Origin of the sequence: Rhizobium sp. SYY.PMSO (assembly GCF_046840415.1) — a bacterium.
Lineage (GTDB): Bacteria > Pseudomonadota > Alphaproteobacteria > Rhizobiales > Rhizobiaceae > Rhizobium.
In genome coordinates this window covers 2,397,924-2,422,252 of sequence record NZ_CP177349.1, presented here as the reverse complement: position 1 = coordinate 2,422,252, position 24,329 = coordinate 2,397,924, and the positions used below count along the sequence as shown (strand labels likewise).

Below are 24,329 nucleotides of genomic sequence, written 5' to 3'. Positions count from 1 at the left end.
CGTTCATTGCGTAGTTATGTCGAATTCATCCTCTTCGGATTCTGTCACGTCTCGCAACTCCAAATAATTTCCCCAAGTAATCGGAGAGGGATCGAGCCAAGAAGTGTCGGTATAGTCGACCTCCATGAAATTGCCCTTATCGCGCAAAGCCTCCAGACGTTCCTCCAGTTCGGCTTTTCGGGCTCGGGCAACCATGATGCGGCGGAATGTGACGCCAGTGAAGTCACATTTCTCGAAGGTATTATCGAGCATCATTCTATCCGTAAGATGGCGAATACGCGAATTCTTGAAGGTACAATCGCGTGCCTGAACCCCCTTTTTAATGGTGCAATTGTTGAAAACGCATTTGCGAAAGATGTAACTTTTCAAATCGTCAAACTGGCTGAACTCAGCCCCAGAAACTTCTGCATTGTAATACTTGACCTCTACCATGCCGTTAATTGCAAGTGCGCGGTCTTCTGCGTTGTTGAAAAAATTAAAAGAAATCTTTCTGCGCGATTTTTGACCTGCGCGTGCGCCTTCATTGAGCGCATTCGCCGCCGCCTCAAGAATATTTCTTGTGGAATCTTCCTTTCCCGCGGCCTGGGCTTGGTCTGCCAGGATGTCCATCCCGACAGGAGCAAACGGCAACTTTGCGGACACCACAACAGATTGCAGTGCAGCAATTCCGGCCAAGATGTGAGAAGCCTGTTCCGCTCCAAGCAGCTTGGTGCCTTCCATCAGAAGTTTTGCGAGATTTTCCTCATCTTTCGCGTCGTTCTGCTTTTGGGCGAGCGCGAGCTGCTGAGCCTGATGTTTTATTTGCTCGGCCTGATACTCCAATTGACGTGTATTCAGCACGCCGCGCCAGGCAATCGTGCAAAATGTGACGACAGCCCCAAGTGCGACACCGAATGGGGCAAAAGCTTGCGCTCTCTGCACCATCGAGCTTCCACCGCTAAAGGCTCTCCAAAGAGACTTTTGCTCGTCGGGAGCGAAAACCCAAATTGCGGCTCCTGCGATAATAATGGCGGACAGCAGAAACGTGACGAGCGCCAACGTGAACCAATCTTTGTCGCTCAAAGTTGCGTAGTCAGACACCGCCTTTTCTTCGTGTTCGTCCGCCATTCATGCTTCTCGCCAGTTCGCCAAATAGTAGCGAAGCCCTATCACGAGGCGAGCAAAGCTAAAAGCAAAGAAACACTAAAGCGTGACATACGACGCTACGGGGCCATGGCGGGACGAAGACGGCCGCCTGCCAACATTTCCTCAAAAATTGCTCGGGAGGCATAACCATGACCAACGATGAAGGGCGCGTGACCGGGCGCAACACGGTTTCCGGCAAGATGCTGCAATCGTACATCGAGCGGCTGGAACGGCTGGGCGAGGAGAAAAAGCAGATCGGCGAAGATGAGAAGGCCGTCTATGCCGAGATGAGCGCGGCGGGTTTTACGCCGAAGATCGTCCGTCTCGTCATCAAGCGCCGTGCCGCCAAGCCTGCCGATATCGAGGAGGTCGAGGCCGAACTCGATATGTATCTCAATGCGCTCGGCATGACGACTGAGGCGCCGCTGTTCCGCGCCGTCGGCATGATGAACGTCGACCTGGCGGCGCGCGAGCAGGTGATCGACGCCTTCAAACAGCTCGTGCCGATGGAAGGCGAGATTATCGTCAAGGTCGGCAAGCAACCGGTGCGGCTCTGGCGCGACGCCAAGGGCGTGGCGCATGCCGAGGATATTCAAGAGACGGCGGCGCCTGCCAGCAGTCCCAAGCCATCGCCGGCGTCACGGCGCGAGGTGCCCGACGTGGATGAGGGCGGCGCCTTCGAGCTGGGGCAGGCGGCCTATCACGCCAACGAGCCGATCACCTCCAATCCATTTGCCTGGGATGACAAGCGCCGGCCGCAGTTCGATGCGGGCTGGCGCGACGCTTCGGGCTCCGACGGCATGGGGCCTGATACCTGATGCAGGAATTGTTCCCCACACAGATCGACAGCCTGCAGCAGTTCGGCGACGTGCTGGAGCCTTCGGAAGCATCCGAGCCGATTCTTTCGCGGCCCGTGCGGGAAGCGCTTCTCGAATGGCTGAACGAAATCTGGGCGAAGGACGAGCTGGAGGCGGTGAAGCTGCAGCCGCGCAAACGCGCGCTGTTTTCCGGCGTTCCCGGGACCGGCAAGACGACGCTGGCGCATCATCTGGCGGGTCGGCTCGGGCTTCCCATGCTGGTGATCCGCCCGGAGCGGCTGCAATCGAAATATCTCGGCGACAGCGCCGGCCTGATCGGCAAGCTGTTCGACGTGCTCAGGCGCCGACCGGAGCCGGTCTTCCTGTTCTTCGACGAGTTCGACAGCTTCGCCGCCAGGCGCATGAACAGCGGCCATAACCAGACGGCAGAGCAGGATCATAACCTGACGATCAATACGTTGCTCGCGCATCTCGACCGCTACAAGGGTTTCATGGTGGCGGCGACGAATTTCGCCGACCGGATCGACGAGGCCGTCTGGCGCCGTTTCGAGATCCAGATCGTCATCGATCTGCCGGGCGAAGCCGAACGCCGCCATATCCTGGCGCGGTATTTCGCGCCCTTCGTGCTGCCGGAACCGGCGCTGACGGCGCTGTCCGTGTCGATGGAAGGCGCGACGCCCGCCCTGATGCGGCAGTTTGCGGAACACATCAAGCGGCAGATCGTCGTCGGGCCGAAGGCCGGATGGGAGATGAACCGGGTTGCGGTGATCGGCCGTGTCCTGTCTTCGGTGCAGCCGCATCCGGACGCCGGCAAGCCGCGCCTGTGGAGCCTCGGCGCGAAGGACCTCGCGGCCAATCGATTTCCTTGGCCGCTGCACAAGAGCCTGAAAGATTATCCGCCAGAGCCGGCCGTCGCTGCGCATGGCGAAGCGGTCGTTCCGTTCAAGCGGCCGGGAGGCGAGGCATGAGCGAAAGCGCCCCCTATCAGGTCATGCCGCCGCTCTCGGCCGACGATTATGCGGCGCTCGAAGCCGATATCGTCAAGAATGGCGTCCTCGTGCCCGTCGAATACGACGAGAATGGCAATATCCTCGACGGTCATAACCGCGTCGCCATCTGCGAAAGCCTCGGCCTTGTCGATTGGCCGCGCTTCGTGCGCAAGGGGCTTTCGGAGGAAGAAAAGCGGTCGCATGCGCGATCCCTCAATCTTGCCCGCCGTCATCTCTCCAGCGCGCAGAAGCGGGATCTGATCGAGACGCAGCTGCGCGAGACGCCGTCGCTATCGTCGCGCGCCATCGCTGCGCGCCTCGGCGTTGACGACAAGACGGTTTTATCCGTGCGCGGAAAGCTTGAGGCAACTGCGGAAATTCCGCAGTTGGACAAGACGGTCGGAGCGGACGGTCGCGAGCGTCGCAAGCCGATCCGGACGATGTTCGTGCCGGATAGGGCCAATATTCCCGAGCTGAAGAAGGTCAGCAAGCAGATCCGCGCGGAAGAACAGAAGGCGCGGCATGCGGTGCGCTCCGATCTGGCCACCCAGATTGCGGCCCGGCAGGACGCGTCGCCCTGGTGGCGGGCGGCCGGTGGAAACAGCGGCAAGGCGTTTCCGGTCATCTACGCCGATCCGCCGCATCGCTTCGAGACCTATTCCGCCGTGACCGGGGGCGAGAAGAGCGCCGACAATCATTACCCGACGATGTCGCTCGACGATATCCTCGCGCTGGGTTGCCCCGCCGCGTCGGTCTCCGCCCTGTTCCTCTGGGTAACCGATCTTGCCAATGGCCTCAGGATCATGGGGTCGTGGGGCTTCGTCTACAAGTCCTTCTGGGCATGGAAGAAGCTCTATCCCGGCGAGCAGGCGGGCACCGGCTATTGGAGCTTCGACAATTGCGAGCTGCTGCTGATCGGCACGCGTGGTGATTTCCCGGCGCCATTGCCGGGTACGCAGCCGATTAAGTGCACGGATCATCCGGTCGGGCGCCATTCCCGCAAGCCCGCGTTTTTCGCCGAGCAGATCGATCGGCTTTATCCCGACATGCCGAAACTGGAGATGTTCCAGCGCAAGGAAAGCCTTGCGGACGGTGATGTGCGTCTGGCCGGTCAATGGGAATTCTGGGGCAATCAGGCCGGACGGCCGGAAGGTGAGGCGGCATGACGATTCAGGATTATGACAGCTTTCTCCGCGGCAAGATGCAGGTTGCCGAAGCCAGCGGGATCACCATCGAGCCCGATCGGATCAATCCGGCGCTCGCGCCGCATTGCAAGGTCATCGTCCGCTGGGCGCTGAAGGGTGGCCGCAGGGCGATCTTCGCCAACTTCGGCCTGCACAAGACGTCGATGCAGATCGAGCTGATGCGCCTGATCGCGAACGAGACGAAAGGGCGTTGCCTGATCGTCCTGCCGCTCGGCGTCCGCCAGGAGTTCTTCGATGAGGTGCGCGAACGTTTCGTCGGCGATCATGCCGTGCGGCTGAAGTTCATCCAGTCGATGGCCGGCATCGACGAAGCGGCCGAGCAGGATGATGCGCAAGGCCCGCTGATCTATCTGACGAACTACGAAAGCGCCCGAGAATCGAAGATCGACGCATCCGGTTTCATTGCGGTGTCGCTCGACGAGGCGGCCGTGCTGCGCGGCTACGGCACGAAGACGTTTCAGACCTTCCTGCCGCTCTTCGCCGGCGTGCGGTTCAAGTTCGTGGCGACCGCCACGCCTTCTCCGAACCGGACGAAGGAACTGATCCACTATGCCGGCTTCCTTGGCGTGATGGACACGGGCCAGGCTCTGACCCGCTTCTTTCAGCGCAATTCCGAAAGCGCCGGCGACCTCACCCTGTTTCCGCACAAGGAAGAGGAGTTCTGGCTCTGGGTGCACAGCTGGGCGGTCTTCCTGCAAAACCCGTCCGATCTCGGCTTTTCCGATGAAGGGTACCGGCTTCCCAAAGTCACCGTGCATTGGCACGAGGTTCCCATCGATCACTCGACGGCCGGCTTCGACCGCGACAATCAGGGCCTGCTTATCCGCAATGCCGCCCTCGGCGTCACGCAGGCGAGTGCGGCCAAGCGCGACAGCCTGCCTGCGCGCATCGCCAGGATGGTCGAGCTGATCGCCGAGGATCCGGAGGCACATCGCATTCTCTGGCACGACCTCGAGGATGAGCGCCGCGCCATAGAGGCGGCGGTGCCCGGCGTGCGGTCGATCTATGGCAGCCAGGATATCAACCTCAATGAGCAGAACGCCATCGGGTTCAAGAACGGCGCCTTCCGGGATCTGGCCACCAAGCCGGAGATGAGCGGGGCCGGCTGCAATTTCCAAAAACATTGCGCCTGGGAAATCTTCGTTGGGATCGGCTTCAAGTTCCATGACTTTATCCAGGCCGTCCATCGCATCGTGCGCTTCGGGCAGAGCAGGGCATGCCGGATCGATATCATCTATTCGGAGGCGGAGCGCGAGGTCAGGCGTTCGCTCGAAACCAAATGGGCCGAGCACGATCGCCTGATGGAGCGCATGGCGGAGATCATTCGCCGCTATGGCCTCGACAGCCTTCCCGTCGATCAGATGCTGACCCGCTCCATCGGCGTGCCGCGCCGGGTGGAGGAGGGGAGCTTCTTCAAGATCGCCCACAATGATTGCGTCGACGAGGCGCGCAGAACCGAGAGCAACTCGGTGGGCGAGATCATCACCTCGATCCCGTTTTCGAACCATTACGAATATACCGAGAGCTACAACGACTTCGGCCATACCGACGACAACGATCACTTCTGGGGTCAAATGGACTATCTGACGCCGGAGCTGCTGCGCATTCTCCAGCCCGGCCGGCTTGCCTGCATCCACGTCAAGGATCGCGTGCTGTTCGGCAACGTGACCGGCGAGGGCGTTCCGACGATCTCGCCCTTCCATGCCGAAGCGATCTTCCACTATCGCAAGCATGGCTTCCAGTATTTCGGGATGATCACGGTCGTCACCGATGTCGTGCGCGAGAACAACCAGACCTATCGCCTCGGCTATTCCGAGATGATGAAGGACAGCACGAAGATGGGCGTGGGCTGCCCGGAATATGTGCTGCTGTTCCGCAAGCCGCAGAGCGACCGGTCCAAGGGTTACGCGGATGTGCCGGTCGTGCAGCCGAAGCCGCTCGTCGTGACCGAGGACGGCGGCACGGCGCAATGGAAGGACGGTGACCGTCGACCGCATGTCCCCGGTTCCGGCTACACGCTGGCCCGGTGGCAGCTCGACGCGCACGCCTTCTGGATATCCTCCGGAAACCGACTGCTCTCTCCCGACGAGATCAAGCACCTCGGCTCCAACGTCATCGGCAAGCTGTTCGATGAAGCGTTCAGGGCGGTTTACAATTTCGATCGTCATGTCGAGCTCGGCGAAGAGCTGGCGGTGCGATCGGCTCTGCCGAAGACGTTCATGCTTCTCGACCCGCCATCCGCCGATCCGGCCGTCTGGCATGATGTCGTCCGCATGCGAACGCTCAATGGAGAGCAGTCGCAGCGCAATCTGGAAAAGCATGTCTGCCCGCTTCAGTTCGATATCGTCGACCGGCTGATCGACCGTTACTCGAATTCGGGCGACATCATCTACGATCCCTTCGGCGGCCTGATGACTGTACCGTATCGCGCCATCCTGAAAGGCCGGCGCGGTCAGGCCTCGGAGTTGTCGGGAACATATTTCCCGGACGGACTGCATTATTGCCGCGCCGCCGAGGCGAAGATCGCCGTGCCCGACATGTTTGCGGCCATGGGATTGGAGGCTGCCGACGATGCAGCCTGACTTTTCACCCGACATGCTCAAACGCTTCCTTCGGCTCCGTGTCGACATGATGGTGCGTCTGTCCTTTCCTTCGCCGAGCCGTTCGGCGGAGAAGGCGGCGCGCGCCGAGCTGCGGCAACGGTGCGATGTGACGCGTCAGGAATTCTGGGATGCCTGGCAGGGTTCGCTGACCAAGGGGCGTGTGCGGGCGAAGATCTGGGCGGCGCTCTGGGTCGATCCGGCTGAATTCAGAATCCTTCTGACCGACGACGGCGGACAGGAGATGCGCGATGCGGGCTGACTTCGACCGCGCTTCCTTCGGGCGCGACATCAGCCAATGGCTGGGGCGTGAGGGGCTTTCCTATCGCGCCGCGATGATCCGGCATGATGGCCTGAATACCGCGATGCTCTCGCGGGCGATCCATCAGCACGACCTGAGCGTGGCGAGTGTGCTGCTGCTATGCCGCTTCGCCGGTCTCGACCCGATGAACTACCTCGTGCTGCCCGAGCGAAATCAGGCTGTTACAGCAATCGATACCCGTGAAACATCCGGCGGAACGGGGGTGCGATCGTGAGCGCGGCATCGCTGGAAACCGAAATGGGCTGGCTGCCGCTCATCCTGACGGCGCTGGTGTTCGCGCTGGCCTTCGCCAACGCCACGCCGGCGGATGGCGCGCTTTCCGCCTTTCGCAACGGCATGCTTCTATTCGGCGCCGCGCTCGCCTCGGCGGCCGTCTGGCTCATGTGGGCGGCGTTGTTGCGATGACGGATCTGCTGCCGATCCTCGAAGAGCTGGCCGACTGCACCACGAATGCCGAGCGCGTGGACTGGTTGCTGCGGGCGCCGCCTTACGTCTTCCATCGCGAGCACATGGCGCTGCGCCGCATCCTTCACGAGCGACGTCACCATGCCGCCATCGCCTATGTCGAGGCCAAGCTCGCCGAGCAGATGCGCACGCGCATGGCCGACGGCTCGATCGCGATCACCATTCGAACGGCGGTCCATATCGCCGAGACCGATCTCAAGATTTCCGCAAGACAAGAGGGAGGGCTTTGATGGCTCAGCCGGTTCACTTCCATGGCGCGAACATGGTTCTCGGGCCGCCGCAAGGGTCCGAGAACGTTGCCGACCTCTTCACCTACACGAACGGCCGCTGCTCGGTGTCCTGCTGGGAGTTCTCGCCCGAAGAGCTTGCCGAGATCATGCGCACCGGCCGCGTTTTCGTCTCCATCCTTTCCGGCTCCACGCAGCCGCCGGTCTTTATTGGCAGCGAAGAGAACGTGCGCGATCTGGTGGTCGATTATGGCGGCGTCTGGAGGCGGTCCTGATGTATATCGAAACGCTCTTCGGAGACGCCAGCACCGCTGACCTTCGGACCCGATATGGTCATCTTCCGCCCATGATCATCGACAGCTTCGCCGGCGGTGGCGGCGCGTCGACCGGGATCGAGATGGCGTTGGGCCGTTCTCCCGATATCGCGATCAACCATAATGCCGATGCACTGGCGCTGCACGCCGCCAATCATCCCGACACCCTGCACCTGTCGGAAAATGTCTACAAGGTCGATCCGCTCGACTATCTCAGCGGCCGGCATATCGGGCTGGCGTGGTTCAGCCCCGATTGCAAGCACTTCTCGAAAGCCAAGGGCGGCAAACCTGTCGAGCGCAATATCCGCGATCTCTGCTGGATCATCCCGGCGTGGGTCGAGCGCATCCAGAAGAGCGGTGGCCAAGTCGACGTGATCATCATGGAGAACGTCGAGGAGTTCAAGGATTACGGGCCGCTGGTACAGACGGATCGCGGCCTGATGCCTGATCCCGAGCGGAAGGGCGAAACTTTCCGCAAGTGGTGCCGGGAGATCCGCAAGCTCGGCGGCCGCATCGCATATCGCGAGCTGCGCGCCTGCGATTACGGCGCTCCGACAATCCGCAAGCGTCTGTTCGTCATCATCCGCTTCGACGGCAAGCCGGTCGTCTGGCCGAAGCCGACACATGGTGCGCCTGACGATCGCGACGTGATCGCCGGACGCAAGCTGCCATGGCGCACCGCGGCGGAAATCATCGACTGGTCGCTGCCTTGCCCGTCGATCTTCGACACCAGCGACGAGATCATGGCAAAGCATGGCCTCAAGGCGGTTCGCCCGCTCGCGGACAATACCATGGCCCGCGTGGCGCGCGGGATGAAGCGTTATGTGCTCGATGCGGAACGCCCGTTTATCGTCAATCTGACGCATGGCGGCCGCTGCGAGGATCTTGCGCAGCCGTTCAATACGATCACCGGGGCACATCGTGGGGAGAAGGCGGTCGTGTCGCCACACCTGGCCTCGTATTACAGCCATACCGGCAATCGCAGCGAGCGAACCAGAGAGATCAATGATCCCTTGGCGACGGTCACATGCGAGAATCGCCACGCGGTCATCTCTCCCTCAGTCATCCGCTTCAATACCGGCGCGACGGGTCAGGATGTGCGGGAGCCGTTATCGACGATCACGGCGAACGGCTACATCAAGCGTCCTGGCGGGGCTGCACCGCTTGGCATCGTCGCGCCGCATTTGATGACGATGCGCAATTCCGGCAAGCCGTTCAACGGAGCTGACGAGCCGACACATACGATCACCGCTGGCGGCGCAGGATTGACCGTTGTAGCGCCGACGTTGGTCGGCTGCGGCGGCAGGGCCGGACAAAGCCGTCCGCGGGGTGGGGACGAGCCGACAGCCACGATCACGGCGAAGGCTGATGTCTGTGTTGCGACGGCTTTCCTTGCACAGCACAATATCGACGGCCACAGTGGTTTGGGAAATCCGGGGCGTTCAGCAGACGCGCCGCTGTCGACGGTAACCTCGACCGGTGCGCAACAAGGCGTGGTGACCGCGTTCATCTCACGTCAGTTCGGAGCATCGACCGGGCACGAAGCGGAAAAGCCGCTGGCGACGACGACGGCGGATGGCGGCGGCAAGTCGCTGCTCGTTGCACCGTATCTCCAGGCTTACTACGGGACTGGCGACGGCGGCGAGGAAGATCGTCCCTGCCGTACGATCACCACCAAAGATCGCCACGGCCACGTCGAGGCGTCGATCAGCGCGCCGCCATTTACCGAAGCGCAGGTTGCGCAGGCGCAGCAGGTGGCCGATTTCCTCCGGTCGCACGGCTTCTGGGATGAACGCGAGTTCGTGACCGTCGTCATCGATGGCGAGACCTTCGTCATCGTCGATATCGGCATGCGCATGCTGACGCCGCGCGAGCTGTACAACGCGCAGGGCTTTCCACCGCGGTATGTCATAGATGGCGTCTGGATCGCGCCCGAGATAGGGGGTGAGGCGGTCTGGCGCGCGTTCCCGAAATCGGTGCAGGTCAGCTGCGTTGGCAACTCCGTGTCGCCTGTCGTGGCGGCGGCACTTGCCGCCGCCAACGCGGATCACTGCCGCGTCGAGAGGATGGCGGCATGACGGCGCATGAATGCGTGCTAGTTTCTGACGAAAATATCCGCTTCGCGGCACGCCTCGATAAAGGCCTTGCGCGCCCTGCTGGCCGGCGCTTTTTCCTCGATCGCATCAAGGCAGGCCTGCTGCGCCTTTTTGTGGGCATCGCCATGGCCCGGCCAGTCTCCGAGCAGATGACGGGCGGCATCCTCGACGCTGGCGATGTGCCGATACTTCCCAAGGCCGACCTCGATCTCGACGGCCGGCGTCCAGCTGTGAATGTGCATGATTCCATTCCTCCGCTGCGGAAACTGGCGGCGACCGGATTTGTTCCGCGAGGGTGCGTATGAGCCACGACGCGACGAACTGGGCCATACAGCAGCGCGGTATCAAGCCGGCGCTGAAGGTTGTGCTTTGGCATCTCTGCGACCGGTATAATCCCGACAATGGTTGCTTCCCGTCGCAGGAGACGCTGGCCTTTGATGCGGAGGTCTCTCGCTCGGCCCTCAACACCTATCTCGACGAACTGGAAGAGCGCGGCCTCATTGCCCGTGAGCAGCGCCGCGAAAAGGGTTCGAACAAGCAGGAGCGGACGCGTTACCGGCTGGCGTTCGAAAAGGATTTTGTGGCGAAAAAGCCGCAAAATCCGTGTCCAGAATCTGGACACGGGGATGACGAAGCCGTGTCCGAAAACGCGGCCGAGCCGAGTCCAGAAAATGGCGAAAGCCGAGTCCAGAATCTGGACAGTAACCCTGTAAGGGAACCAGTAAATGAACCAGTAAGGGAGAGAGAGGCGCGCGAGCGCGATCGTTCTGGTTCGATCGTGAATGCCGATCTGATCAAGCGGGTGCAGAAGTTTTGCACTGGCGATGGGTATCGCGAAGGCGAATGGAAGAAATGGTCGTCATCGACGATCGGTCATATCGCCAAGCGGTTTGCTCAGCTCACTGCGCAAGAGCAACAGTTGGCCTGCGAGTGGCGCGATGCCTTCCTGGCGAAGTGCAAGCGCGATCGCGTGACCACGCCAATGCCCGTCGCGAACTATTTTCGGGATAAGGTCTGGGAGATGCTTGGCGAAGCCGACAAAGCGGCGGTTCGACCTGTTGCGGGCGGAGCGCCGGCCGTGGCTGGCGGCAAGGTGGCGGTGCCCGTCTTTGGACCAGCATTCGCCGCAGCACGGGCATGGGCTCTCCTGCAGGGTCCGGTGTACTTTGAGCTTCCCGACGATCTGCGCGACAAGGTCGCAAGCACGTACGAAGTTTATGCGCGGGCGTCAGTCACTGCTGCACTGAACTATCGTCAGAAGCTCGGCCTCATGCTCTCCGAAGACGATGAGCTGATATTTCCGGACGATTTTGAGGCTCGGGAATGGGAGCGGCGGAAGACAGACGAGGGCTATCCAGAGGTTGCCAGGCTGCATGCGGCGGCGAAGGACCGCAACCATGTCACCGTCGAGCCGGCCTTCGAGCGATTGAAGGAGTTCTGTGAACCGGTGCCCGTCGGCTCGGACATGTGGGAGCGCTGGCGTACCTATCACGAGGATCAGGGCTTGCCGTTCGTGCCAACGCCCGCGGTGATGAAGGTCGTGTTTTTCCCGAAGGGTGGTCCAGATGGGCTTTTTGCTTTCGAGCGGGCGGCCAGCGCAGTGATGAGTATGGAGCGGGGCGATGACGATGCAATTCAGGAAAAGTGATCTGCGCGGGATGATCGTGGTCAGCGCCGAGGCTTGGGCGAAAAGCGACAGGGCGGCGTCTGCGAATCGCATGCGCATCGATCATCTGAGCATGGCGTCCAGGCGGGTTGTCGCGCGGCTTGAGGCTGACGGCGATGCGCCAAAGCCGGGGTGGTTCTGCCTGCGGGTCATGACCGGCTGCGAAAAGGCTGTGGAAAAGGTGCTGTCTGCGGCTGATGTCGAATCGCTCGTCGTGATGACGAATGAGCGTAGAGTGTGGAAGCGGGGACGTTCATGCATCATTGCATCGCGGCCTGTGATCAAGGGATACGTGCTTGTGCGCTGCTGCCCCATACCGGCTGCGATGATGGGTTTGCTGCAGGTTGACGACGTGATCGACATTGTCGGCGGGGCAATCCGGCCCTATCGCGCCGATGCGGATTCGATAAGCCGATTCAAGAAGATGGCGGCTGAAGGCAAGTACGATCCCGGCACTCCCAAAGCGCACGGCTTTAAGCTGAAGGAAAAGGTCCGTGTGACGGATGGGCCATTCGCATCCTTCCCGGCGATCATCGTCGCGATCGATGACGAAAAGGCATTGGTGTCCGTCGAGGTGGACATCTTCGGGCGTCCGACACCGGTTCACATGCATCTTGATCAGATCGAGAAAATGTGATTCTGAATCCGTCCGTGGACGATCCTAGATCCCAGCGTGGGCTTTGAGTCGATGGCGTGACCATCGGCAAGCGAGGTGAAAGCCTCGGAGTTGGTAACCGGTAGGACCCCGCTCTGACAGCTTCCAGGTGGAGCGCCGATTCAGGGCCAGTGCTACTGCTATGACTTGATGACGGGCGGCCTTCGGGTCGCCTTTTTGCGTCAAGGGGTATGGGTAGACTTGCCTCCATCAAATCCAGACTGATGCCGATCGGATCTCGCCTCGTGGCAGGTTCGCCGACGAGGGAGGATGCGGAAGCGGAGCGCCATCGCCAACGCGACCGCGTGCAGCCATGGCGCGCCTGGTACAAGACCTCGCGCTGGCAGAAGCTGCGCATGTCCGTGTTGGTGCGTGACCTCTTCACTTGCCAGATGAAAGGATGCGGCCGCATCGAGGCCGATACGTCGCAGCTCGTCGCCGACCACAAGATCCCGCATCATGGCGATGAAGCGCTGTTCTGGGATGAGAACAACCTCCAATGCCTGTGCAAGCCCTGCCACGATAAGCTGAAGCAGAAAGAGGAACGGGCGCAAGCCCGATGGTAAGATGGCGCGTGACTGCGGCGAGATCGGATGTCGGTGGCGAGGACCGAGATGCACTAATTGGGCTAAGCTGGTTGGTAGTCTAGTAGGGCCATTCGCTGCTGATGGATTTGGGACTGCTCTTTAGTGAGCTCGTACACGGCAGCGATTTCCTCAGCAGACATGCCGGTCGAACGATTGCTTAGGAGGATGGCGATCTGCTCCTGTAGGGCATCATACTCCTCGCCGAGCCGATCAAACTCTTGTGCGTCAGCATCGCTTAAGGTTTTCATTTTCATCCTCCCGGGCTGGTCCACGCTGGCTCGAAAAACGCTCAGATAAGAGCATGGCCTCTGGTCAAGCTCAAGGCTATCCGTTCATCGGTCGACGCCTGACGAACTTTGGACGTTGCACCCGCCGGTCATGACCGAGGGCGGCGAGGCACCCACCGAGACCTAGCCGGACCGGGGGGGTGGGTCAAAAGTCCGGAAGCTCTTGCCGCCTAGACCCGCGTCCCTCTCACGCACACAATTTTTTTCTATGACCCAGGATTTTGACCTCTTCGGTAATCCTCTGCTGGCGAGTGACCCAAAGCGTGGTCGGCCCGAGCATGAGCCATCCGAGGAAAACATCATATTTGTCATGGTGTTACTCGCCTCCGGAATGAACAACGGAGAGGTTGCGAAAACGCTCGGTCTTTCGGTGCCGACTTTTCGGAAACATTATTTTCATTTGATCAAGCAACGGCACCTCATGCTCGATCGCCTGAAAACGAAGCTCAGGGTTACGCAGATCAAGCAAGGTCTCGCAGGGAATGCCTCTGCGCTCAACGCCGCACTATCGATGCTCGACAGGGTCGGCTCCGAACGTGCGGAAGCGAATTTCAGCGACCGGCATAAAAAGCCGGCACCGACGAAGAAACTCGGCAAGAAAGAGCAGCGCCAGCTTACCGCTCAGCAGGTATCGGGCAAGTTCGCGCCGCCGGCCGGCCCGAAGCTCATCGTTGACAATCGCTCATGAAGTGGACCACAGCCTGCCCAGATTGGGAGGATCGGATCGTCAATCGACGGTCGCTCATTCCGTTCGAGCCTCTGTTTCCCGATGAGGCGGAGGCGGCCCTCGAGGTCTTCAAATCGCTCCGCATCGTCGACGTGGCCGGACAGCCAACCTTCGGTGAAGCCTGTGAGGAATATGTTTTCGATTTCGTCCGCGCCATCTTCGGCGCGTACGATGCGGAGACGGGACACCGCTTGATCGAGGAGTTCTTTCTCCTGATCTCAAAGAAGAACATCAAGAGCACGTTGGCCGCCGGTATCATGCTGACGGCATTGATCCGAAATTGGCGTCATTCCGCAGAGCTGCTCATATTGGCGCCGACGCAGGAAATTGCCGGCAACTCCTTCAATCCGGCGGCGGACATGGTCGATGCCGATCCCGAGCTGAAGGAATTCCTCGACGTCAATCGCAATCTGAAGAAGATCACGCATCTGCGGACGAAAGCGGTCCTGAAGGTCGTCTCGGCCGATTCGAAGACATCGGGCGGCAAGAAGTCGGCTTTCGTGTTGATCGAAGAGCTCTGGCTGTTCGGGAAGCAAGCCGGCGCTGCCTCGATGCTGCAGGAGGCGACAGGCGGCCTGATATCGCGGCCGGAAGGCTTCGTTATCTATATCACGACGCAGTCGGACGAGCCGCCAACGGGGGTTTTCCGGGAAAAGCTCGATTACTTCCGAAATGTCCGTGACGGCAATATCGACGACCCACGCAGCCTGCCGGTGCTCTACGAATTTCCGGAGCATATGATCGAGGACAAGGCCTATCTCGATCCGGCGAACTTTTACGTCACCAACCCCAACATGGGAAGGTCTGTCCGCCAGGTCTGGTTGGAGCGAAAGCTTGCAAGCGTGCTGTCGGGCGAGGATGAGGAAGGCGACACGATCCAGTCGTTTCTCGCCAAGCATCTCAACGTCGAGATCGGGATGCGCAACCGGGCAAACCGCTGGACCGGCGCTCCTCTTTGGATCGACGGTACAGACGAAACGCTGGCAGCAATGCCGCACATGGCTGCGTTTCATGAGCTGATCAGACGCTCCGAATGTATTGTCATCGGTATTGATGGCGGAGGTCTGGACGACCTTCTCGGCTTCTCGGCCGTCGGCAGGGAGCCTGCGGAAATCGAGGTCGAGCTGGAAGTCGACGGTTTCCGCAGAATGGTTTTCATGAAGCGCTGGCTTTCATGGTCGCATGCCTGGTGTGATGAAGGCGTCCTGCGTCGACGCAAGAAAATCGCTCCAAAACTGCTCGAGTTGAAAGCGGAGAAATCACTCAAGATCGTCAGTGATGGTCTGTCCGATATCGGCGAAGTGGTCGAGTATGTCGACCAGGTGAAGAAGGCGGGGAAACTTGCGGCGGTTTCGGCGGATCCCGCGGTCATCGGTGATCTCATCGATGCGTTCGCCGAAATAGACATCACGCCGGAAAACGGACTGCTGGTCGGCGCGCCGCAAGGCATCGGCATGATGAATGCGATCAAGACCGCCGAGCGGCGGCTGAAGAATGGGCTCTTCAAGCATGCTGGCGGCGGCCTGATGGAGTGGTGCGTATCGAACCTGAAGATCGAGCCGACCGCGACCGCCATCCGTGCCACCAAACAAACCGCCGGAGACGCGAAGATCGATCCCGCGACAGCCATGTTCAATGCGATCACCGTCATGAGCCGCAACCCAGAGATCAAGCGTGAGCCGGCTTACCAGATGATGGTCTTCGGCCAATAGGGAATCCAGAGATGAACAGGATGTATTCGATCCTGACCGTCAAGGCGGTCGAGGAAGATCAGCGCATTATCCGGGGTATGGCGACGACACCCAATCCGGATCGGGTCGGTGACATCGTGGAACCCCTGGGTGTCCAGTTCAAGAACCCGATGCCACTACTGCATCAGCACGATCATGAGAAGCCCGTCGGCACCGTAACCTTCGACAAACCCACGGCCAACGGCATCACCTTCGAAGCGAGCCTGCCGACGATCGAGGAACCGGGGCCGTTGCGTGATCGCATTGAGACCGCGTGGGGTGAACTGAAGGCCGGCCTTGTGCGCGCCGTCTCGATCGGCTTTCGCGCGCTGGAATATTCCTGGATGGATGATGGCGGTATCCGCTTCCTGTCCACGGAAGTCCTTGAACTTTCGCTCGTCACTGTTCCGGCCAACGCCGATGCGGTGATCTCCACCATCAAGTCGATTGATCGTCCTCTGCTCGCCGCGACAGGCAAGGAGCCGGGAAGTGCCGATCGGCCCATGAAACCCGGCGTCTCGGGAAAATCTGTCACCTCAGTCAATTTGAACCCGAAGAAAGGAACGGCAATGAAGACCATTGCAGAACAGATCGCGGCGCTGGAAGCTTCGCGACAGGCCAAGGCCGCGCGCATGTCGGAAGTCATGCAGAAGTCCATCGATGAAGGCCGATCCACCGATCAGGCCGAACAGGAGGAGTTCGATACACTCGATGGCGAGATCACCGCTATCGATGGCGATCTGAAGCGTCTCCGATCCCTGGAAAAGGCCCAGGCCGCAACCGCGCGGCCCATCATCGCCAACCAGATCAAGACCAGTGAAGACGGTACGCAGGCTCGCGCCGGGGTCGTCATCAAGGCGCCTGTGCTCGAAAAGGGCATTCGCTTCGCGCGCGTTGCCAAATGCTTCGGCCTTGCCAAGATCAACAGCAACAGCCCGATCAGCGTTGCTGAAGAGCGCTATAAGGACGATCCGATCGTCGTCAACATCGTCAAGGCTGCGGTTGCTGCCGCGAACACCGGCAATCCGAACTGGGCCGGCAATCTGGTTGGTGAAGAAACCTCCGTCTTCGCGGACTTCGTCGAGTTCCTGCGGCCACAGACGATCGTGGGCAAGTTCGGCGCTAACGGCATTCCGGCTCTGCGCCGCGTGCCATTCCGCGTTCCGTTGATCGGGCAGACCTCCGGCGGCTCCGGTTATTGGGTTGGCGAAGGCAAGGCCAAGCCGCTCACGAAATTCGATTTCAGCCGCACCACGCTGGAGCCGCTCAAGGTGGCCAATATCGCCGTCGTCACGATGGAAACGATCCGGGACTCCAGCCCCTCGGCCGATACCATCGTCCGCGACCAGCTGGCGGCCGCCTTGCGGGAGCGTCTCGATATCGACTTCATCGATCCGGCCAAGGCTGCGTCCGCCGGAGTTTCGCCGGCGTCGGTTCTGAATGGCATCGCAGCAATCGCCTCGCTCGGCGGTACGGCCGACGATGTGCGCGCCGATGTGCGGGCGCTAATGGCGGCGTTCATCGCCGCCAACAATGCGCCGACGACGGGTGTATGGCTGATGCCGGCGACAACGGCGCTTGCGTTGTCGCTGATGACCAATCCACTCGGCCAGGCGGAATTTCCCGGTATCACCATGAACGGTGGCACCTTCGTCGGTCTGCCGGTGATCGTCTCGGAATATGTTCCGACCGACAGCGACGGCGCCATCGTTGCGCTGGTCAACGCATCCGACATCTACCTGGCCGATGATGGCGATGTCACCGTCGATGTTAGCATGGAGGCCTCGCTCGAAATGTCCGATGCGCCGGCCCACAATTCGACGACGCCAACCGCCGCGCAGCTCGTATCGCTGTGGCAGACCAACAGCGTCGGCTTCCGCGGCGAGCGCACCATCAATTGGAAGCGGCGCCGCGACAGTGCAGTCGCATACCTGACCGGCGTGAATTGGGGCGTTCCGGGCTCCGGCTCCTGATCGGCCCGAAATGTCGCGATCGGCCGCATCGATGTGCGGCCGATCATTTTCCAGTCTGAGGAGACATCCGATGTCACATGTCGATAGCGCTTCCGACGAGCGCACCGTCAACAATACCCTGCGTCACACGTATCGCGTTCTTTCCGATCAGGAGAAGGCCAATATGGCCGCAGTGAAGGTCAAAGGGCAGGAGTTCCTTGACCTCATCGACGGTCTGCGCACGCCCACGCAGCCGCTTGAAGAGAACGTCGACGGCATTTCGATGGCGATCGGCACGATTGACCGCGAACTGGTCATTGCTGCCGAGCGGATCGAAGAAGCAGTCATGTGGACTGTGAAGCACATTACCGCCTGAGATCGGAGACTTCCTATGAGGAATTCCAGATATATGAGCCGCGCATTGGCATCGAAGGATGGACGTTTCGCCGTCGTCCTGGGAAAGCTCGGCCATATCGCGCCGATCTCGTCGCGATCGACAGGCAAGCCGCAATCGATTGATTCCGTTCCGCCAGCAAGCTGCCTTGGGCTTTCTTCCAACGATGGGCAGGCTGCGGCCGAGCTGACGAGTCTTCGCGCCGAATATCAGGCAGTTGTCGGCACAAGACCCTACCATGGCTGGAATGCCGAGGCGCTCCGCGCGAAAATCGCCGAGGCGAAGGAAGCGATCTGATGCGCCTGTTTGGCTTCGACATCTCGATCGCCAAGATTGCGGAGAAGACACTTGCGCCTGTCATTCAGGGCCGAGGTGGATGGTTTCGTATTCTGGAGCCGTTTGCGGGTGCGTGGCAGCGTAATATCGAGGTCAAATTCGATCTCGTCTTGAGCCATCATGCCGATTTCGCCTGCAGGACGCTGATCGCCTCGGATATCGCCAAGCTGCGGATCAAGCTGGTGAAACGGGACAAGAACGGCATCTGGAGCGAAACCAGGAATCCTGCCTATTCTCCCGTTCTTCGAAAGCCGAACAGTTTCCAGAATCGCATCCAGTTTCTGGAAAGCTGGGTGCTTTCGAAACTGCAGAATGGCAATACCTATATACTGAAGCAGCGTGACAGCCGCGGTGTTGTCGTGGCTCTTTACGTTCTCGATCCGAAGCTTGTTCTTCCGCTCGTTGCCGACGATGGAAGCGTTTTCTACCAGCTGAGTGTCGACGCGCTTGCCGGCATCACCGAAAGTATCGTCGTGCCGGCGCGCGAGATCATTCATGATCGCTTCAATTGTTTCTTTCATCCACTGGTTGGTCTCTCGCCGATATTCGCCGGCGGCCTTGCAGCCATGCATGGCCTCGCCATTCAGAATGATAGCACGGTCTTTTTCCAGAATGGAGCGCAACCGGGCGGCGTTCTGACTGCCCCCGGCGCCATCAGCAACGATACGGCAAAGCGCCTGAAGGAGAACTGGGACAGCAACTTCACCGGAAAGAATGCCGGAAAGGTCGCGGTTCTTGGCGATGGCCTGAAATATGAGGCGATGAAATCCAAGGCCACCGATGCCCAGTTGATCGAACAGCTCAAATGGACGGCGGAAGTGGTTTGCAGCGTCTATCATGTTCCGCCCTACAAGGCCGGCGTCGGCCAGTTGCCGGTCAATGCCAATGTGCAGGCGCTGAACCTCGAATATTACACTCAAGCTCTGCAGGTGCTGATCGAGTCGATCGAGCTTTGCCTTGATGAAGGCCTTGGAACCGGCGAAACGCTGGGAACGGAGCTCGATGTCGACAACCTTCTGCGTATGGACAGCATCACGCAGATGGAGGTTCTCGACAAGGGCAAGAATGTCCTCACGCCGGACGAGGCGCGTGCTCGCATCAATCTTCCGCCCGTTCCCGGTGGATCGAGCGTCTATCGTCAGCAGCAGGACTTCAGCCTTGAGGCCCTCGCCAAACGCGACGCGAAGGATGATCCCTTTGAGACCGGTTCGTCAAAGACCGAAGCGCCGAGCGGTTTATCGCCAGCGCCCGAAAAATCTCTCTCTCTAACGCATGTTCGATCGAGCTGGAGCGGTCGTCGCCAGCAACGAAAGGCTGCATGATGGACCTGCAGGAAGCATTTGATGCCGGGTTTGATGCGGTCAAATCCTATGTCGATCGATCATTTGACGCATATGAGGCCAGGATCGAGGCGCTTGAACGCCGGTTTGATGCCTTGCCTTCGCCACAGGACGGCAAGAGCGTCACGATCGAGGACGTCGCTCCGATGATTGCCGCCGAGATCGAGAAGCGGGTCGCGGAGTTGCCGCCGGCCCGTGACGGCGCCTCCGTCACGATCGACGATGTAATGCCGGCGTTGCAGCGTCATGTGGATGAGGCGCTGTCGGCGCTTCCATTGCCGCAGGACGGCAAGAGCGTCACGATCGAGGATGTCGCCCCGATGATGGCCGTAGAGATCGAGAAGCGGATCGCGGAGCTGCCGAAGCCAAAGGATGGTAACGATGGCATTGGTCTCGCTGGAGCATTCATCGATCGCAAGGGCGAACTCGTGGTCACGCTCACCAATGGCGAGACACGGGCCTTGGGGCCGGTGGTCGGAAAAGATGGTGATCCCGGCCGCGACGGTTTTCAGCTCGAGGAGTTCGATGCGGCCGTGATGGACGACAGTCGAACGGTGCTGCTGTCTTTCAGCCGCGGCGACCTTGAATACAAGGTCGAGCTTGGGTTCCCGGTCATGATCTATCGCGGCGTCTATCGTGAAGGCGAATATGAACGAGGAGACACCGTCACCTGGGGCGGTTCACTCTGGCATTGCGATGCGCCCAAGACGAACGCAAAGCCGGGTGAAGGTTCCCCCGACTGGACACTCTGCGCCAAGAAGGGCAGGGACGGAAAGGATGGCGTTGCCAAGGATGTGAACCCGATCGGGTCGATCCGTGTCGGCGCCCCGGCGAGGAAAGATTGATGCCAGCGTTCGTTTCTCTCGAAACCGTGAAGATGCGGCTGAAAATCGATTTCGCCGATGACGACGCTCTGCTCGATGGGCTGATCGATGCTGCGACAGATGCCGTCATCAATTATCTGAAGAGTGCTGCCGAACAATATCTCGACAGCGGCGGTTCGGTTCCGAGCGGCATCGACATCCCCCCGGTCATACAGACGGCTACGGTGATGATGGTCGGTTATCTTTACAGAAATCCCGATCAGGATCCAGATCGTGACTTCGATCCCGGCTATCTACCGGGGCCGGTCATATCGCTTCTCTATCCGCTTCGCGATCCCGCCTTGGCCTGATATGCATCACGATCTGGCGAACCTTATCCAGCAGGATATCCCGTCCTGGTGGCCGAACTGGCATGACGAAACATGCGTCATCGTCGCAGGCGGTCCATCGGCCGCCGGGCACGATTACGAACTTCTGCGCATGCACGATGCGCGGGTGATCGTCATCAACAATGCACATCGGCTTGTACCATTTGCAGACGTCCTGTTCGCTTGCGATCTCGCCTGGTGGAAACGCTATGGGCCCGATCTCGCCTTCGGAGGTCTGAGATTATCGACGGACCGCAATTGCTGCGAGCCTCGAATGCATTGGGGCGTGCAGCCGGTCGGGTTGAACAAGCAGAGCGACCGGCTGGATCTCGTCCGGTTCAATCACGTTGGATGGGGCGGCAACAGCGGCTTTCAGGCGCTGAATCTTGCCATCCAGTTCGGCGCCAGCCGGATCGTTCTCGTCGGATACGACATGACCACGGTACAAGGCCTTCATTGGCATGGCGCGCATCCGTCGGGAATGAACAATCCGACCGAGCAGAACATCGCCCGATGGCGCCGCGCGATCGACGGCGCGGCGGAAGACATGCGGAAGATCGGCGTCACTGTCATCAACGCAAGCGAGATATCGACGTTGCAGAACTATCCGAAAATGAGCCTCGCGGAGGCGATCGTCGGTTGATGGTGACGGTTTTCTGCGTGCTTCGCGTCGGTGGGGATTATCGCCCCCAGCATGTCATTCGCCTGCAACAGCAGGTGTTGGAGCATCTTACCGATGCGGATTTCCGCTGCCTGTCGGATGTACCGATTGATGGTATTTCGACCGTTCCTCTGAAATTCGGTTGGCCGGGCTGGTGGGCCAAGATGGAGCTGTTTCGGCCATCGATCAAAGGGCCGGTCCTGTTCCTCGATCTCGATACTTCGATCGTCGGCAGCATCGGCGATATCGCGGCAGTCGACCGTTTGACGATCATGCGCGACGTCTATCGACCGCTCGGCCTCCAGTCCTCGATGATGTTCCTGACGGAAGCCGAGCGCGAGCGGGTGTGGCTGGAATGGATCGAGCGGCCCGCGCAATGGATGACGGTCTATCGCAACGGCGGCGATCAGGCATTTCTGGAGCGCTTCTGGCTCGACAGGGCCGACCGCTGGCAGGACGTGTTGCCGGGGCAGATCGTCTCTTACAAGGCGCATGTGCGGAAAGCCGTGCGCAAGGATCGTGAAATCGGGAACGGAACCATTCCGGAGGGTGCCCGCGTCGTGATCTTCCATGGCAAGCCGCGCCCTTGGGACATTGGATGGTGACGATGGATATCGAAGATGTCAGGCGCATTGAATTTCGGCCGGGCGATCGGCTTGTCCTGCGGGTGAAGGGCCGTCTCTCGGCGGAGATGTTCGAGCGCATAAAGAGAATTCTGGAAGCTTTCGCTCCGGGCGTGCCCGTGCTCGTTCTCGACGATGGCATGAGCCTCGATGTGCTTTCGGGAGAGGCCGCATGAAGCCGTTCGAACAGCGCGGACATGCGGTTCTGAAGCGCCTTGGCGCAAATGCCATTGCTGCCGAAGTTGGCGTTCTTATCGGTCAGCTTTCGGAATATCTGCTCACCAAGCGGCAGGATCTGCAACTGCTGATGATCGATAACTGGCTGACGGCCGACCAGCAGCCGGAAGCATACAGGGCGACCGGTGACGATCATGCATTGCACACCGACGCTGCCCGCGTGCGCAGTCATCGGCAGCAGGCGGAGGCCAGAGCAAAACGGTTCGGCTCTCGCGCTGCGATTATGCCGATGGCCTCGATAGACGCGGCATCCCGGCTTGAGAACGGCATGCTAGATCTGGTGTTTATCGACGCCGACCACTCCTATGAGGGTGTGAAAGCCGATATTTCCGCATGGCTTCCCAAGGTTAAGAGCGGTGGCTGGATCGGCGGTCACGATTACCGCAATCCCGATCCGCGTTTCCGTTTCGGTGTCGATCGCGCCGTCGACGAGGCGTTCGGGGATCGTATCCAGGTGGATGCAAATTTCACATGGTGGGTTCGGGTATGATGATCTGGATAATTTGTTTCGCGTTCTGGCTGGCTGGAGCTGTGTTCTCCAATGCTGTCATGCGGCAAATGGGGCTAGCAAGCGCCGATACCTATGGTGACAGCTTCTCCGGCGACGACATGATCGACCTTCACCTGATCGTGTTCTGGCCAGTTTTCTGGCCGTTGTGGGGCGCGCATCTTCTTGGACTGTGGGTTTTCGGAAAGGTTTCCCGTTGATGCCCTGGGTTCGCTTCACCGGCAATTTCAATTTTGCCGTAACGCCGGCGGTCACCATCGCATACCGCGCCGGGATGACGCTATTCGTTCACCGCCGCTGCGCTGACAAGGCGGTTGCCTCAGGGCGTGCGGAGATCATCGGCCGTCCAGCTGGCTATAGCGCGTCGAAAGGAAAGCGGAATGGTCAAGCGTAGCGGTGCCGGTTCGCTCGATCAGCGCGTGACCTTTCAGGATAAGGATTTCGTCGATGACGGGTATGGCAACAAGCAGACGATATGGGTCGATCGCTTCACCATGTCGGCGCGCCTGCAGCCGCTCTTCACAAGCAAACTCGATGTCGAAGGCGTTTCGCAGGCGCGGCTGCAATCACAGCAGCCTTATAACCTGATCGTCCGCAGTTGCGCCGACACGCGCGGGATCACGCCGAATTGGCGCGTCTACGATGCTCGCGCCGGCAAGACCGACAAGGGCGAGCCGAAGCGCTTCTTCGCCATCAAGACGATCGTCGATCCGGATGAGCGCCGGCAATATCTGGAAATGCTTATCGTACAGGGGTTGGCGGGCTGATGGCTTTGCAAGCGAAAATCGTCGGGCGCGAGGCGCTTTCGCGCCGGCTGGCGCAACTGGCGCCGAATGTCGAAAAATATGCCGCCGATGCGAAATATGAGATCGCCCAGGAGGCGGCCGAAAGAATGCGCGATGCGGCTCCGCGCGGTGCAACGCTCGAATACGCCGAAAGCATCGACGGCGATTTCCTGCGTAACCGCCCGGGCGCCCATGCCCTGAACGGTGCCAATGGCACGAAGGACCCGAGCGCGGCCGGCATCTTCGCGATGTTTATCTGGCGCTTCCTCGAATTCGGCACGAGCGGCCATGCGATCAAGCCGAAGCTTGCGAAGATGTTGGCATTTTCCGGCAAGGATGGTGAACAGGTCTTTGCCGAAGGCGTGAAACATCCCGGTTCACGGGCGCACCCGCATCTGTTTCCGGTCTGGCGCGCCTTCAGGCCGCAGGCGCGGCGCAAGCTGCTGGCGGCCGTCAACCGCGGTGTCCGCGAGGCGATGAAGAGATAG

Annotated in this window: 31 protein-coding genes; 28 read left to right on the top strand and 3 right to left on the bottom strand. The window is 60.2% G+C overall.

The genetic code is table 11. From position 1 onward, the window contains the following. Nucleotides 1-3 precede the first annotated feature (3 nt). Nucleotides 4-1,107, bottom strand: coding sequence for a hypothetical protein (locus tag ACJJVH_RS11780; RefSeq protein ID WP_412064007.1), 1,104 nt, complete (start codon nt 1,105-1,107; stop codon nt 4-6). Nucleotides 1,108-1,274: 167 nt separating this feature from the next. Between ACJJVH_RS11780 and ACJJVH_RS11775 the strand changes: the two genes are divergently transcribed. The 10 genes from ACJJVH_RS11775 to ACJJVH_RS11730 are packed head-to-tail and all read left to right on the top strand — an operon-like array spanning nt 1,275 to nt 10,143. Beyond that, nucleotides 1,275-1,943, top strand: coding sequence for a DUF2312 domain-containing protein (locus ACJJVH_RS11775; RefSeq protein ID WP_412064006.1), 669 nt, complete (start codon nt 1,275-1,277; stop codon nt 1,941-1,943). Continuing rightward, a complete protein-coding gene (locus tag ACJJVH_RS11770) occupies nt 1,943-2,911 on the top strand; it encodes an AAA family ATPase (protein WP_412064005.1) in 969 nt (322 codons plus the stop codon). The genes ACJJVH_RS11775 and ACJJVH_RS11770 overlap by 1 nt, the downstream gene beginning before the upstream one ends. After that, on the top strand, nt 2,908-4,098 hold the full coding sequence (locus ACJJVH_RS11765) for an MT-A70 family methyltransferase (RefSeq protein ID WP_412064004.1): 1,191 nt from the start codon (nt 2,908-2,910) through the stop codon (nt 4,096-4,098). Before ACJJVH_RS11770 ends, ACJJVH_RS11765 begins: the two co-directional genes overlap by 4 nt. Beyond that, nucleotides 4,095-6,719, top strand: coding sequence for a DNA methyltransferase (locus tag ACJJVH_RS11760; RefSeq protein WP_412064003.1), 2,625 nt, complete (start codon nt 4,095-4,097; stop codon nt 6,717-6,719). The genes ACJJVH_RS11765 and ACJJVH_RS11760 overlap by 4 nt, the downstream gene beginning before the upstream one ends. Continuing rightward, the gene (locus ACJJVH_RS11755) at nt 6,709-6,999 is read left to right on the top strand and encodes a hypothetical protein (protein ID WP_412064002.1); all 291 of its coding nucleotides are present in this window, start codon (nt 6,709-6,711) and stop codon (nt 6,997-6,999) included. The genes ACJJVH_RS11760 and ACJJVH_RS11755 overlap by 11 nt, the downstream gene beginning before the upstream one ends. Then, on the top strand, nt 6,989-7,273 hold the full coding sequence (locus ACJJVH_RS11750; protein WP_412064001.1) for a hypothetical protein: 285 nt from the start codon (nt 6,989-6,991) through the stop codon (nt 7,271-7,273). Before ACJJVH_RS11755 ends, ACJJVH_RS11750 begins: the two co-directional genes overlap by 11 nt. Then, nucleotides 7,270-7,464 (top strand): hypothetical protein, encoded by a 195-nt coding sequence (locus ACJJVH_RS11745; protein WP_412064000.1) that lies wholly within the window; start codon nt 7,270-7,272, stop codon nt 7,462-7,464. The genes ACJJVH_RS11750 and ACJJVH_RS11745 overlap by 4 nt, the downstream gene beginning before the upstream one ends. Then, nucleotides 7,461-7,754: a hypothetical protein gene (locus ACJJVH_RS11740; RefSeq protein ID WP_412063999.1), complete on the top strand. Its 294-nt coding sequence runs from the start codon at nt 7,461-7,463 to the stop codon at nt 7,752-7,754. Before ACJJVH_RS11745 ends, ACJJVH_RS11740 begins: the two co-directional genes overlap by 4 nt. After that, complete coding sequence (locus ACJJVH_RS11735; protein WP_412063998.1) at nt 7,754-8,026, top strand: hypothetical protein; 273 nt, start codon at nt 7,754-7,756, stop codon at nt 8,024-8,026. The genes ACJJVH_RS11740 and ACJJVH_RS11735 overlap by 1 nt, the downstream gene beginning before the upstream one ends. Beyond that, nucleotides 8,026-10,143, top strand: coding sequence for a DNA cytosine methyltransferase (locus ACJJVH_RS11730; protein ID WP_412063997.1), 2,118 nt, complete (start codon nt 8,026-8,028; stop codon nt 10,141-10,143). Before ACJJVH_RS11735 ends, ACJJVH_RS11730 begins: the two co-directional genes overlap by 1 nt. Nucleotides 10,144-10,160: 17 nt before the next feature. Here ACJJVH_RS11730 and ACJJVH_RS11725 read toward each other — a convergent pair whose 3' ends face one another. Further along, a complete protein-coding gene (locus tag ACJJVH_RS11725; RefSeq protein ID WP_412063996.1) occupies nt 10,161-10,403 on the bottom strand; it encodes a DUF982 domain-containing protein in 243 nt (80 codons plus the stop codon). 59 nt (nt 10,404-10,462) lie between these two features. On the opposite strand from ACJJVH_RS11725, the gene ACJJVH_RS11720 reads away from it, so the two are divergent. The 3 genes from ACJJVH_RS11720 to ACJJVH_RS11710 all read left to right on the top strand — a co-directional run bounded on the left by ACJJVH_RS11720 (nt 10,463) and on the right by ACJJVH_RS11710 (nt 13,048). Next, a complete protein-coding gene (locus tag ACJJVH_RS11720) occupies nt 10,463-11,809 on the top strand; it encodes a helix-turn-helix domain-containing protein (protein ID WP_412063995.1) in 1,347 nt (448 codons plus the stop codon). Between the two features lie 190 nt (nt 11,810-11,999). Next, complete coding sequence (gene nusG / locus ACJJVH_RS11715) at nt 12,000-12,464, top strand: transcription termination/antitermination protein NusG (RefSeq protein WP_412063994.1); 465 nt, start codon at nt 12,000-12,002, stop codon at nt 12,462-12,464. Nucleotides 12,465-12,727: 263 nt separating this feature from the next. Further along, on the top strand, nt 12,728-13,048 hold the full coding sequence (locus tag ACJJVH_RS11710) for an HNH endonuclease (RefSeq protein WP_412063993.1): 321 nt from the start codon (nt 12,728-12,730) through the stop codon (nt 13,046-13,048). A 62-nt stretch (nt 13,049-13,110) separates the two neighbouring features. Here ACJJVH_RS11710 and ACJJVH_RS11705 read toward each other — a convergent pair whose 3' ends face one another. Continuing rightward, entirely contained in the window at nt 13,111-13,317 is a 207-nt protein-coding gene (locus ACJJVH_RS11705) for a hypothetical protein (RefSeq protein WP_412063992.1), read from the bottom strand. Between the two features lie 247 nt (nt 13,318-13,564). Between ACJJVH_RS11705 and ACJJVH_RS11700 the strand changes: the two genes are divergently transcribed. From ACJJVH_RS11700 to ACJJVH_RS11630, 15 genes are all read left to right on the top strand, one after another. Further along, nucleotides 13,565-14,044, top strand: a complete 480-nt coding sequence (locus ACJJVH_RS11700) for a hypothetical protein (RefSeq protein ID WP_412063991.1) — start codon at nt 13,565-13,567, stop codon at nt 14,042-14,044. After that, nucleotides 14,041-15,795 (top strand): terminase large subunit, encoded by a 1,755-nt coding sequence (locus ACJJVH_RS11695; protein ID WP_412063990.1) that lies wholly within the window; start codon nt 14,041-14,043, stop codon nt 15,793-15,795. The genes ACJJVH_RS11700 and ACJJVH_RS11695 overlap by 4 nt, the downstream gene beginning before the upstream one ends. A gap of 11 nt (nt 15,796-15,806) precedes the next feature. Then, on the top strand, nt 15,807-17,786 hold the full coding sequence (locus ACJJVH_RS11690) for a phage major capsid protein (protein WP_412063989.1): 1,980 nt from the start codon (nt 15,807-15,809) through the stop codon (nt 17,784-17,786). 70 nt (nt 17,787-17,856) lie between these two features. Continuing rightward, a complete protein-coding gene (locus tag ACJJVH_RS11685; RefSeq protein WP_412063988.1) occupies nt 17,857-18,141 on the top strand; it encodes a hypothetical protein in 285 nt (94 codons plus the stop codon). A gap of 15 nt (nt 18,142-18,156) precedes the next feature. Then, the gene (locus ACJJVH_RS11680; RefSeq protein WP_412063987.1) at nt 18,157-18,456 is read left to right on the top strand and encodes a hypothetical protein; all 300 of its coding nucleotides are present in this window, start codon (nt 18,157-18,159) and stop codon (nt 18,454-18,456) included. Continuing rightward, on the top strand, nt 18,456-19,817 hold the full coding sequence (locus tag ACJJVH_RS11675) for a phage portal protein (protein ID WP_412063986.1): 1,362 nt from the start codon (nt 18,456-18,458) through the stop codon (nt 19,815-19,817). Before ACJJVH_RS11680 ends, ACJJVH_RS11675 begins: the two co-directional genes overlap by 1 nt. After that, on the top strand, nt 19,814-20,680 hold the full coding sequence (locus ACJJVH_RS11670; RefSeq protein WP_412063985.1) for a hypothetical protein: 867 nt from the start codon (nt 19,814-19,816) through the stop codon (nt 20,678-20,680). Before ACJJVH_RS11675 ends, ACJJVH_RS11670 begins: the two co-directional genes overlap by 4 nt. Then, nucleotides 20,680-21,009, top strand: a complete 330-nt coding sequence (locus tag ACJJVH_RS11665) for a head-tail connector protein (protein ID WP_412063984.1) — start codon at nt 20,680-20,682, stop codon at nt 21,007-21,009. The genes ACJJVH_RS11670 and ACJJVH_RS11665 overlap by 1 nt, the downstream gene beginning before the upstream one ends. Before the next feature lies 1 nt (nt 21,010). Beyond that, nucleotides 21,011-21,670: a hypothetical protein gene (locus ACJJVH_RS11660; RefSeq protein ID WP_412063983.1), complete on the top strand. Its 660-nt coding sequence runs from the start codon at nt 21,011-21,013 to the stop codon at nt 21,668-21,670. Next, on the top strand, nt 21,670-22,293 hold the full coding sequence (locus tag ACJJVH_RS11655; protein ID WP_412063982.1) for a hypothetical protein: 624 nt from the start codon (nt 21,670-21,672) through the stop codon (nt 22,291-22,293). The genes ACJJVH_RS11660 and ACJJVH_RS11655 overlap by 1 nt, the downstream gene beginning before the upstream one ends. A 2-nt stretch (nt 22,294-22,295) precedes the next feature. Next, nucleotides 22,296-22,487: a hypothetical protein gene (locus ACJJVH_RS11650; protein ID WP_412063981.1), complete on the top strand. Its 192-nt coding sequence runs from the start codon at nt 22,296-22,298 to the stop codon at nt 22,485-22,487. Further along, nucleotides 22,484-23,038, top strand: coding sequence for a class I SAM-dependent methyltransferase (locus ACJJVH_RS11645; protein WP_412063980.1), 555 nt, complete (start codon nt 22,484-22,486; stop codon nt 23,036-23,038). The genes ACJJVH_RS11650 and ACJJVH_RS11645 overlap by 4 nt, the downstream gene beginning before the upstream one ends. Further along, nucleotides 23,035-23,256 carry a hypothetical protein gene (locus ACJJVH_RS11640; RefSeq protein ID WP_412063979.1) on the top strand — a complete coding sequence of 74 codons (222 nt, stop codon included), beginning with the start codon at nt 23,035-23,037 and terminating at the stop codon, nt 23,254-23,256. Before ACJJVH_RS11645 ends, ACJJVH_RS11640 begins: the two co-directional genes overlap by 4 nt. Before the next feature lie 180 nt (nt 23,257-23,436). Beyond that, on the top strand, nt 23,437-23,823 hold the full coding sequence (locus tag ACJJVH_RS11635) for a head-tail adaptor protein (protein WP_412063978.1): 387 nt from the start codon (nt 23,437-23,439) through the stop codon (nt 23,821-23,823). After that, nucleotides 23,823-24,329: an HK97 gp10 family phage protein gene (locus ACJJVH_RS11630; RefSeq protein WP_412063977.1), complete on the top strand. Its 507-nt coding sequence runs from the start codon at nt 23,823-23,825 to the stop codon at nt 24,327-24,329. Before ACJJVH_RS11635 ends, ACJJVH_RS11630 begins: the two co-directional genes overlap by 1 nt.